Origin of the sequence: Acinetobacter sp. MF4642, assembly GCF_002018925.1 — a bacterium.
Taxonomy (GTDB): Bacteria; Pseudomonadota; Gammaproteobacteria; order Pseudomonadales; family Moraxellaceae; genus Acinetobacter; species Acinetobacter johnsonii.
This window is the reverse complement of sequence record NZ_MVON01000036.1, coordinates 18,595-30,273: the sequence shown is the minus strand read 5'-3', so window position 1 is coordinate 30,273 and position 11,679 is coordinate 18,595. Positions and strand designations below refer to the sequence as shown.

The window sequence follows — 11,679 nt, the reverse complement described above, 5'->3', positions numbered from 1 at the left end:
CCTGCCGCCAGCGTTCAATCTGAGCCATGATCAAACTCTTCAGTTAAAAATCATTAGTAGCTTATGGCTACAAATCTTGGCTCATCAATTTTCTGACAAATATTTCTCAAATAAACTTCGAGTAATTTTTACCATTCAATCAATGAAATATTTTCGATCGATCAATCAGTAAAAATCCACACAAGTTGTTCTTCATAATCTCTTAATGATCTTCTTGCTGATTCGTCATCAGCAAGCTAGGTCGGCTATACTACTCTCTTTCCAGAGAAAGTCAACTGGTTTTGTTAATTATTTTTAAACTTACTCAAGACTCTCAGATTCTACCGCTTGGGCTAAACCCTTGTTTCTCAACAAGTTTTAATCAACATCACCGCCGATGGATGTGCATTCTACAGTATTCCCAACCCAACACAACCCCCTTCCCTCAATTATTTATAAAAAAACTCTCACTTGTTTACTTATTCAGCAAAATGTCGCTTTTTTACTAACATTTCTTAAAATTTGATTTAACAATGAGCAATAAAGAGCTGTTAAGATAGTTAAAAGATTATTTTTTTAATTCACCTGCTGATTATAAAGTTCCGGAACTCTTTTATATGCAACACATTCGCCACTTATGTGCTGGTCTACTCTTTGTAGGCTTTACAACATTTGCATTTGCTGAAGATGTAGCGCCTACAGCTGCCAGCGAAATAGATACCAGTGCTGATCCGCAAACAGCCCAATCTTCTTCTTCGCTTAAAGAATTAAAGAATATTAAAGCAAAAGATTTAAAAGTAGATGCCAATGCGGCACAACCTGATAATGTAAAAGATCCACTTCAACCTTTAAATAGACAAATTTTTGCCGTCAATGATGCTTTAGACCGTGCGATCGTTCGCCCAATTGCGGTGGAATATAAAGAAAAGATCCCTTCACCGATTCGTGACTCTTATAGTGGCTTCCGTAAAAACCTCGGTGAACCTTGGAATGCGGTAAACCAACTTATACAAGGTCGTCCTGGCCGCGCCGCAAAAACTTTAGGTCGATTTACCATTAATACGGTAACTACTTTAGGTTTTGCAGATCCTGCTTCGCGTTTGGGTTTAGAAACTGAAGATGAAAACTTTGGTACGACTCTCGGCTATTGGGGGGTTCCATCTGGCCCATACCTAGTACTTCCTGTTTTTGGGCCAAGTACTTTCCGTGATGGCTTTGGCTTGGTTATTGACGGCTATGCACGCCCACAAAGATACATATTAGAAGATGAAGAAGGCCTGTATTGGGCGGAACAGACTTTACGTGGTATTGATGTGCGATCACAACTGATTGATATTGAGGGTGCGATTCAAGGCGACAAATATTCCTCAATTCGTGATATTTATTTACAACGTAAAAACTTCATTATTGCTGAGAAAAAAGGCCAAGAAGCTGAAGGAATGTTCATTGATGAGGTCGGTGATGATGATTCTTCTAGCTCTCCATCAACCAATGAATCGCATCAAATGTTAGATACGGAATAACAATGTATTGCAGCTAGAGTTGAATTTTTTTTCTCTAGCTGTAATTTGCTTGTTATAGTAAAGCAATAGCTTAATGCTAAGGATAAGCCACTTTTTTTATGTATTTCATTCAACCCTCTCGCCATATTCCATATTTAGAACAGGTGCTAGACACACTACCAAGTGTGCAAATGATTCGCATAGAAGACCTTGATCTTTATGACCCGACTATTATTGCTATTGCCGATATCCAAGATTATTTAGATTATAAATGGACACTGCCCACCATTGTCCTTGCCTTTGAAAATGAAGGTAGTGCTTTAGCCCAAGCATGGGAACTCGGTGCTTTAGCAGGTTGGATGTGGAATAAACTCCCCAGCAATCCACAGCAATCCTTACTCAAAATTGATGCGCAATATAAGCGTAATCAAGACAGTCGCGATCTGCCTTCCGCAGCAGAGTTACAAAAGCGACTTTTACCAAACCCTATAGAGCTCCAAAACTACACCGTTGAAACGTTTTTTCAGCCTTCTGCTTATTTGTCTGGAGACTGGTTTGATTATTGGAAAATTAGCGATAAAGAAGTGATGTTCTATTTGGCTGATGTATCCGGTCATGGGGTCACCAGTAGTTTATTAACCTCTTGGATGGCGGCTTTTCATGGTCGTGCCAAAACACCGCGTGAACTCATTAAAAAACTGAATGGTATGTTAGTGCAAGAGAATATTGAAAAGCACATCACTATGATTGCAGGGATTTTAAACCTCGAAACCCATCAACTTCGCTGGTCGAGTGCAGGACATTACCCCCCCGCAATTATCTTTGAGCCAAATCAAGCTCCTAAAATATTACATACCAGTAGTTTTCCTTTAGGCCTTACTGAAGAACTGGAAGTTGAAGAGCATGAATGTGTACTCAACCGTCATGCCCGCTTCATTATTTGTTCCGATGGCGCACTCGAACCTTTCAATGGGGGACTGAATGATCAGTTCACACAATTGGTCTATCATTTGCAAAATCAATCCTTTGAAGCACCAGAGCATGTTGCAGACGATATTGCCATTTTAAGTTTACGTCGAATGAATTAATCAAATTATCAATAACTTATTACAATATCCTATCTTCTAAGACTGTTAGATACTTGAGTAAGTATTTACCCTATGGGATAATTTCCTATCCTTCTCTGCAAATGGCATTTATATGTCAACAGGTCATGTTGAATATGCAAGCTTGAATGGAACGCATATTTTTAAGCTTATTGGCGAAGTGCGTGCCCAATCTTGTATCAGTCTAGACAAACTTTTAAACCGTATTGAACAACAGTCAAATGTTGTTGGTGCAATCGTAGATTTAACCCAAACTACATTCATCGACAGCACGGTGTTAGGCATTTTGGCTAAGTTAGGCTTAAAGCTTAAACAGATCCATAATATCCAAGCTGTCATGTTGTCCACCAACTCTGATATCACTACCTTAGCCAACAGTATGGGGCTAGGGCAGGTTTTTGTGATTTTAAACTACTGTGGCGATCCAAACGTTTGTACCCTCGAACTGATGGAAGAGCACATTACACATCGTAATATGTTAAACACCGTACTAGATGCGCATAAGACTTTGATGGAACTGAATCAAAGTAATCAAAATATGTTTGAACCTTTGGTCAAACAGTTGCAAAAAGAACAAGACAGCCTCGATCAAGTGTCACAGCAACAAAACGCATAACAACAAATTTTGTAGGCCCATTTATGACTTTACTTTCTGTTGCACAGATGAACTCTCAAAATGACATCGAAGCAAACTTCCTTGTTATTGAGTCTCTCATTCAACAAAGTAAAGCAAATGGTGCTGAACTTATTGTGTTTCCAGAAAACTTCGTTTGTTTTGCTGCAGGCAAACAACGTGAGACAGCAGCACAGTTTGAAGACATTCAAAAGCGTTTAGAAAATCTTGCTCATCAATATCAGATCTGGATCGTCGCGGGTACTCTCCCATGCCCGTTCCGTCCAGATGGTTCTGTTATTGAGGATGGTCGTGTTCGTACAGTCAGTCTTTGCATTAGCCCTGAACGTACTGAAGCACGTTATGACAAAATTCATTTGTTTGACGTACAAGTTGGCGATGCTGTGGGTGGCTACCAAGAATCGAAGTTTTTTGAACCTGGTACAGATGTCGTTGTGGCAAAAACGCCTTTTGGTAATATTGGCTTGATGGTTTGCTATGACTTACGCTTCCCTGAATTGGCTTTAACTTTACGCGCGCGTGGTGCAAATATTTTGACTGCTCCTGCTGCATTTACTTACACCACGGGGCAAATGCACTGGCAGTTATTATTACAAGCCCGTGCGATGGATAGCCAAAGCATCGTGTTAGGCGCAGCGCAACAAGGTTGGCATGGTGAAAAGAGACAAACTTGGGGACATGCAGCAGCAACCAATAGCCGTGGTCAAGTTTTGGATTTAATTCTTAACCCGGGTGCACAGTTGATTACGGTACCGTTTGACTTGGCGGAACAAGTTCAAATTCGTGAAAGCATGCCGTTAATGCAACACCGAAAATTAGTGCAGTTTTAATCACGCTGCGATCGTTTAAGACAAGGTTATTCTTCGCACAAAAACTTCATATTGATTCACTACTGCTCTTTCATGGAGTAGCTCTAGCTCTCATAAAATACATGACTCTAATTTATCTTTAAAATTAATAATCACTCGAATCGCTCTCAGTTTTCATTCACATCGACAAGCCCTGATTGCGAATGTTAAAAAACAATAATAGGATTCTATATCATTGATTTTTAATTAACTAAACCCTCAACTTAATCGCAAGCATTCTCTGTATAAATTTACAAAAACACTGCTTATTCTTTCTGCAATTTAGGACAGGATAAGAACTCAAATACAATATTCAGGGAATCACAATGTCTTTAGAAAAAGTAGTTTATACAGCACATGCTAAAGCGACAGGTGGCCGTGATGGTCGCGCAACCTCTTCTGATGGAATTTTAGATGTAAAACTCACCGTTCCTAAAGAAATGGGCGGCGCAGGTGGTGGAACGAACCCTGAACAGCTTTTTGCCGCAGGTTATTCTGCATGTTTTCTAGGTGCAATGAAGTTTGTTGCTAACCGTGACCAATTAAAAATTACACCTGATGTTTATATCGAAGGTGATGTTGGTATTGGCCCTATTCCAACAGGTTTTGGTATTCAAGTGACCTTGAACATTCATTTAGAAGGTTTAGAGCAAGCAGAAGCGCAAAAATTAGTGGATGCAGCACATATTGTTTGTCCTTATTCAAATGCAACGCGTGGCAATATTGATGTGACGTTGAATGTGATTGTTTAATTTTTAAATGAACATCCACTTAAAAATAAAGACTAATTTTTAGGTGGATTTAATTTATTCAAATATTCTATATTGACTTAAAGAATGTAGAAAAACACCTAAAATGAAACGTGACAAATCAAATGATGAAACTTTTCTTCAACTGACTAATATTGCAAATAATTTTAAATCGACTGAAGAAAATTATCTCCTTTCCTATCCTTATTTTTTAAATTACTTTCAAAATTTAGAATCTATCAATTTAGAGAATTTGGTTATCGGAATAAGTTTTACTTACTCTTGGATGCCCACGATCCTAAAAGCGCTAAATCTTAAAAATACAGAAGAAGTTCTCTTCATCTTAAATGAAGTCAAAAAAGGCAAACTTATCGATGAACAACAACTTACAACGCTAAAAACTACCTTTAACAATTCACTTGTTGGTACATCAAAACTCTTACATTTTATAAACCCAAAGCAATATGCGATTTGGGACAGCCGTGTTTTTAGATTTCTAAACGATGTAGAACCACATAAATATAGACTAGAAAAGCCCAGAGCTTATATTGAGTATTTAAATCTTATCGAAGAGCTAAAAAATGAAAAAGCATTTACAGCATTTTTTGAGTTAATGAAACAAAAAGTTGGTTATGACATTACGGAATATAGAGCTTTGGAACTTGCATTTTTTAAAGACTCTCAATTTCAAAATAAATGAACCCCTCTAAAATTGGATTTTTTAAATTTAATCTTTAGCTTCACTCATTACTCTGCCGCTTCATTGGTCACACGTAATACTTCTTCCAGTGTGGTTTTCCCAGCCAACACTTTACGCAAACCATCATCACGAATAGAGCCTGAGTGTTGTCGGGCATAACTTTCTAATTCATATTCAGCGGCATTGCCATGAACTAAACGACGCATCTGATCATCCACAGCGACAATTTCATAAATCGCCGTCCGCCCTGTAAAACCTGTATGTGAACAACGTTCACAGCCATTCGGTTGAGGTAACTGAAGTTCTGCTTTTGGATTCAAATGCTGAAACAGTTGTGTTTCAAAAGTATCGGCTTCATGCCATGTCACACAGTGACTACATAAGGTTCGCACTAAACGCTGTGCAATGACACCAATCAAAGAACTCGACAGCAAAAACGGCTCAATGCCCATATCTTTTAAACGGGTCACCGCACCAATGGCCGTATTGGTATGCAGTGTAGATAAAACCAAATGCCCTGTGAGCGATGCTTGGACCGCAATTTCAGCCGTTTCCAAGTCACGGATTTCACCCACCATGACTACATCTGGGTCTTGACGCAGCATGGCTTTTAAGGCTCGCGCAAAAGTCATATCGACTTTGGTGTTGACTTGCGTCTGCCCAATTCCTTCCAGTTGATATTCAATCGGGTCTTCTGCGGTCAAAATATTTTTCGAACCATCATTGAGGTCCGAAAGTGCCGCATAAAGCGTTGTAGTTTTACCCGAACCTGTCGGCCCTGTGACCAAAATAATCCCGTGTGGACGATGCACCAATTGAGTCAAGCGTTCATAGTCAGGTTTCAATAAGCCCAAATGAGTCATGTTCAAACGACCGGCTTGTTTATCTAATAAACGCATCACCACACGTTCGCCATGTGATGAGGGTAAAGTCGAAACACGCACATCGACTTCACGCCCAGCTAAACGCAGTGAAATACGCCCATCTTGCGGAATCCGTTTTTCCGCAATATCCAGTTTTGCCATGACTTTAATACGAGACACCAACAGCGGTGCTAGTTCACGGCGTGGTTGCACAATTTCACGTAATTGCCCATCGACACGTAAACGCACCGATAGTTTCTTTTCAAAGGCTTCAATATGAATATCAGATGCGCCAACACGAATGGCTTCAGACAATAACGCATTAATCAAACGAACAATTGGAGCATCATCTTCTTGATCCATCAGATCTTCAGCTTCAGGCACTTGGTCGGCTAAACTAAGTAAATCGGGGTGATCCTCTAAACCTGCGGCCACTTGTTGTGATTCGCCACTATCCCCAGCATAACTACTGCTTAAAAGCTGGTGAAATTCTTCATCACTACACAGTTGATGTTGTGCTGCCACACCTAAAAAACGACGTGCCTCTTGCAAAGCCAACAACGGGGTACTTTCACGGCGCACAATAAAGGCTTGATCGCCTTCGTAACGTAACAGCACGCCATGACGCTTCGCAAAACTATAGGGAATTTGTAATTGTTTAAGCACTTGCATCTTAAAATTATAATAATGATGAAAAATATTATTTTGAGTGTACTCTAAGCATATGACAGCGTGAAGTCTGTTTTTCACTGATTTGCAATATAAGGAAATGTGCTGTTGCCTAATATGAATGAACTGTTTGAATCGGATAGCCCCAATTTAAAATGGTGGGGGGAATACAACTTTGAGTTGAATCAAGCCCGTGCGTGGCAGTTCGGCTCATTACTTTTTCGCCTCACCCGCGGTCTACAAGAGTGGCGTTTAGAGTTTCATCGTCCTCAAGTTCAATATGACTATGAGCAAAAATGGCATGCGATAGAAGACCCACATTTCGCCTTTCCACAACCCGTTGAAATTAAACGTTACATGTTTAAAAACACCCATCATACGATTCAGCTGATGCCACGTTTGGCCGATCGTTCAGTGGTGATTAAACCTGTCGATCCGATTTATATTCCAGCGGGTCAGCGCGGGACGCTGTATATCAGCACTCCATTATGGATTTCGGGTTTTATTCAAGGTCAGCGCGATCCCCTATTTGATATTCCTGTGATTTTACCCAAAGAAACTTGGTTTGGGCCAAACCACCGTACAGGTGAAATTGCCTACGCTACGGCTGTCGATGGTCGAACTGAATTGCATCAACTCAAACCACGTGCATTTCGTGCAGTGACGCCCATTGAGTTCCACAACACCAGCCATTTACAACTGCGTTTTGACCGCATGAACGTACCTGTTTCAGCCCTGCCTTTATTTTATAGTGAAAGTACGGATCGACTTTGGACATCGCAAATTAAAGTCTTACATGAAGGCGCCGATCGGCCACCGCGAATCCGTATCGAGAACCGTACGCCTCCGCATGCAGGCAAAGTGATTTATGTACATCCACCTCGCTCTTCGGCGAGTGCGTTATTTAATATGTTTGATTCATTCTTCTAAGGGGGAAATATGCCAAACTCAAATATTCCCCAAGAAATTACCAGTAGCCTAAAAGGCATTTTTACCAACATCAATACAGAACGACTAACGGAAATCTTAATTGCCTTAGTGCTGTGTTTTGTTGGGTTTCTCTTGGCACGTCTGGTTTCAAATACATTTATCCGAACCATTGGCACCAAGTTTAACGCCCACCAACGGCTGGTCTGGCGTCGTGGTATTTTTTACTTTATTTTCCTAATTTTTGTGATGGCCAGTCTCAAAGAAGCTGGTTTTAAACTGAGTGTATTTTTAGGCGCCGCAGGTATTTTGACGGTTGCTTTGGGTTTTGCCTCACAAACCTCAGCATCCAACTTAATCAGTGGATTGTTCCTGATTGGTGAAGGTTCTTTTGAAATTGGTGACACCATTTCAATCACCCTTATTCGTGGCAATACCATTGAAGGTGAAGTCATTTCAATTGACCTCCTCTCGGTTAAGTTACTCACTCAGGACAACATTTATGTACGACTACCGAATGAACAACTGATTCGAGCCCCAGTTCATAACCTCTCTAAGTTTCCAATACGGCGTATTCCAATCACCCTAGCCATTAACTTTCATGAGAACATCATTAAAGTACGTGAAGTGCTGATTGATGTGGCTAATAAATATCCTTTGGTGCTTGCAGACCCTAAACCTGCCGTCACCGTCACCGCCTTTCGTGAGTCCTCGATTGAATTATTATTTGCCGTATGGTGTCAGCAAGAACACTTTTTGCAAGTGCGTGATGAAATGCAGGAACGTATTCGTAATGGTTTCTTAGATAACCAAATCGAAATTCCTGTGCCGAAAATGGGCTTTGTCGATCATCCGCTTTCGCGTCCTTTATCCAATGAAGAAATTGATCAATATGCCAATGCACAAGCCTTGAAACGAGAACCGAACATCAAATAAATCGTCTCAGCTCCTTATATAAATCCAGACATAAGGAGCTGAACTTGTTTAATTGGTGTTTTCCTCAAGTTCAGGCATCGGTGCAATATACGCAATTATCAACATCACCAAACCTGCGCCTAAGAATGAAATCACGCGGGTGAGTGTCCCAATGTGAGATAAGTCAAACAAGACTAATTTCAATGTCACCAATACCAAAATACAGCCACCAAAAATCCAAAGTGAGCGCAAATTACGTTTGGTTGCTGTCAGCATGCAAATGAACGCCAAACTGACCCAAAGCAAAGTAAAGCTCAGTTGCACCAAGGCGTTTTCCCACATTTTCCAGTCATTATAGGGTGTTGCAAAATAGACATGCAGCGCACGCAGCACCACATAACTACTGAGCCAAAGTAGACTCGACATCATCAAAATGGCACCCAGACTTTTTTCCAAACCCGCTTTCATTTGTAAATTCAGCATCCAAATGAAACCAATCAGCATCGCAATACTAACTAAGTCGAATGGATTGAAAATGGGTAACCAGTACCCTGCAAAAGCTTGTTGGCTAAAGATCTGAGAACACACGATCCAAAACAACATGAGCACTAAGGTATTGCGTGCTTGCCAAAACTGTCTCCATCGCGTTTGAGTCGGTTGTGTGTAGCACCATGCAGCAAAGGCCAGCGGTAAAATGACCATGCTCAAATACGGCATACTTGGAATGAGGGTTAAGCTGGTCAGCGCTAAACTCAGTAAAGCCCCCAAACTCACCCACTCCTGCTCATCCTCTACGCCCTGTAACGGGCGCAACCACAGCAACGTGAGTAATCCACTTGTTAAAGCAAAGAAGAGGCGATCTAAACCAGACGACCACATAATGATGCCATCATGGCTCAATCCCACCAAGAAAATGAAGGCAACGGCATACAGCGGAATCAGGCCAATCCATTTGGGTAATAGCCATGACCAACTGGCTTTGCGGTAGAGCAACCATTCATTCAGTACTGTATATAAAAGCACAATAATCAGCAGTGCCATCGTTACCTGACTTTTACTGTCGATTTCATCCAAAAGTAGGATAAACAACATGCTGGTCGCTGAAAGCAGTTGTAAGCAAAAAAAGGCAATGGTGGCAAAAGACAACTGTTGTCTAAAGCGCTCTACACTGTTGGCAACGGCAACCACAGCAAAATAACTCAGACATAGCGCCCAATAGACTTCCGTTGGAAAACGATTAAGCTCCACCACATAGTACAGGCTTGAGAGCCCTGCCATGGCCAATAAGCCCATCGCCAAATAACGACTCAGGGCAGAGTTTCGATATAAGGCATACATAAAGATCAGTGCACCCTCAATACTCCAACCCACCACACCCCACTGATCAGGCAGTAAAATAGGGGGAATCAGTGCCAAGAAGACCAAAGTCAAACTGAGATAACTTTGCGCAATCAGCTCAACGCTATGGGTTCTTTTTAGCAGTTGATAAAGCATGGCATAGAGCGCTGCAAAACTCAGACTAAAGCCTGCCTGCCAAATCGTTTCCTCAAAATACATCACATACAAAAAAGCAAAAGCAACAATAGGGGCAGCAAAAATCAAAGCCACATCCAAAATCGGTTTTAACTTAAACTGAGTTAAATCCTCACGCGCCAACAGTTGACTATAACGAAAACTCAACCAAATAAAGACCGCACTATGTGCCAAAACCAACACGGCCAGCATGCCTCGCTCTGATGCTTTACCCTGATAAAAGGCATAAGCGCCGCCTACGACCACCGTCATTAAAAAAGCAATTTGGTTAAGGACTTTCCACGGCCTGAACGTGCTTAAAACCGCGACCGCAATATTGATGACCAAATAATAGGCTACCAACTCTATCGCAGTGGCATTCCGTACAGGCAAGGTAAAAGGCGCCAAATATGCAATGATCATCGCCATCAACGCCAGCTCAATCGACTGTTGTTTTAAACTGAGCCAAAGTGTAACCGTCATCACCACCACAAAGCACAGGCTCGCAGTCGCTAAACTTGCAATCACACCGTTGTAGTAAGCAAAAAACAAAGTCAAAAATAAGCCTGACAGTCCAAGCGCTTCCAAAGCCAAGGCAAAACTGCGGTTTTTGTGCCGAAGCACATAACCAAAGATCACAACGCCCACACTTACCGCAGCAACGAGGCTCAGCTTAACAGCGAGACTCAACTGCCAATGTTCGGTGGCAAAGCGTAATAATAAAATAAGCCCAATCAGCAGTATCACAATCGCAACTTTTAAGACAGGATTGCCCTGCCAAAGCCAGCGTTTCACTTGCTCACTGAGACTTAAATCATCTGTGTTGTTTAGAGTAGTGGGTAAAGAGGGAGCGTTTTCAGATTTTGGGAATCGGTCAGATATCACCTGATGTGGCTGTGCTTGCACGGATAACAATAGATATTCTAGGCGACGTAACCAACGAAAGAAAAAGAACAACCAACCACTGATCCCCAATCCAATGAGTCCGCCCCATTGCCCCACCATGCCGATTAAAATGACGAAAGCAGCGAGGTAAAGCGGCACTTTTGACGTTGGCTGAAAAGCAATACCCCGTTGTTCTGCCAACCTCGCACTGGGATGTTCAATGCTATCAACATAGTGCATGACACTCATGATCAAAGCGATGCCGCACAATGCACTCAACAGCGGTACGGCCAAAAACCATGCTGCAATAGCAACAATTGTGAGCCCCATTAACCACATCATGCGAATTTCACGCTGTCCAGTTTGCATCCGTTCTCGATCTCTTTTTCT

At 41.5% G+C, this 11,679-nt stretch carries 10 protein-coding genes; 8 read left to right on the top strand and 2 right to left on the bottom strand.

The window, feature by feature from the left end; translation table 11 throughout:
• The first annotated feature begins 596 nt into the window (after positions 1-596).
• The 6 genes from MF4642_RS14585 to MF4642_RS14560 all read left to right on the top strand — a co-directional run bounded on the left by MF4642_RS14585 (position 597) and on the right by MF4642_RS14560 (position 5,518).
• Positions 597-1,502, top strand: coding sequence for a VacJ family lipoprotein (locus MF4642_RS14585; protein WP_078426682.1), 906 nt, complete (start codon positions 597-599; stop codon positions 1,500-1,502).
• Positions 1,503-1,600: 98 nt separating this feature from the next.
• Positions 1,601-2,569: an RsbU family protein phosphatase GigA gene (gene gigA / locus MF4642_RS14580; RefSeq protein ID WP_078426681.1), complete on the top strand. Its 969-nt coding sequence runs from the start codon at positions 1,601-1,603 to the stop codon at positions 2,567-2,569.
• Positions 2,570-2,681: 112 nt separating this feature from the next.
• Entirely contained in the window at positions 2,682-3,203 is a 522-nt protein-coding gene (gene gigB, locus MF4642_RS14575; RefSeq protein WP_004692241.1) for an anti-anti-sigma factor GigB, read from the top strand.
• Positions 3,204-3,226: 23 nt separating this feature from the next.
• Positions 3,227-4,051, top strand: coding sequence for a carbon-nitrogen hydrolase family protein (locus MF4642_RS14570; protein WP_010325957.1), 825 nt, complete (start codon positions 3,227-3,229; stop codon positions 4,049-4,051).
• 344 nt (positions 4,052-4,395) lie between these two features.
• Positions 4,396-4,821, top strand: a complete 426-nt coding sequence (locus MF4642_RS14565) for an organic hydroperoxide resistance protein (protein ID WP_005400731.1) — start codon at positions 4,396-4,398, stop codon at positions 4,819-4,821.
• 103 nt (positions 4,822-4,924) lie between these two features.
• Positions 4,925-5,518, top strand: coding sequence for a hypothetical protein (locus tag MF4642_RS14560; RefSeq protein ID WP_078426680.1), 594 nt, complete (start codon positions 4,925-4,927; stop codon positions 5,516-5,518).
• A gap of 47 nt (positions 5,519-5,565) precedes the next feature.
• Here MF4642_RS14560 and gspE read toward each other — a convergent pair whose 3' ends face one another.
• Positions 5,566-7,053: a type II secretion system ATPase GspE gene (gene gspE / locus MF4642_RS14555; protein ID WP_010325954.1), complete on the bottom strand. Its 1,488-nt coding sequence runs from the start codon at positions 7,051-7,053 to the stop codon at positions 5,566-5,568.
• Between the two features lie 114 nt (positions 7,054-7,167).
• On the opposite strand from gspE, the gene MF4642_RS14550 reads away from it, so the two are divergent.
• A complete protein-coding gene (locus MF4642_RS14550; protein ID WP_078388703.1) occupies positions 7,168-7,980 on the top strand; it encodes a hypothetical protein in 813 nt (270 codons plus the stop codon).
• Positions 7,981-7,989: 9 nt separating this feature from the next.
• The gene (locus MF4642_RS14545; protein WP_004692251.1) at positions 7,990-8,913 is read left to right on the top strand and encodes a mechanosensitive ion channel family protein; all 924 of its coding nucleotides are present in this window, start codon (positions 7,990-7,992) and stop codon (positions 8,911-8,913) included.
• Between the two features lie 48 nt (positions 8,914-8,961).
• Here the strand turns inward: MF4642_RS14545 and MF4642_RS14540 are convergent, their stop codons facing one another.
• The gene (locus MF4642_RS14540) at positions 8,962-11,658 is read right to left on the bottom strand and encodes a DUF2339 domain-containing protein (protein ID WP_078426679.1); all 2,697 of its coding nucleotides are present in this window, start codon (positions 11,656-11,658) and stop codon (positions 8,962-8,964) included.
• Between the last annotated feature and the right edge of the window lie 21 nt (positions 11,659-11,679).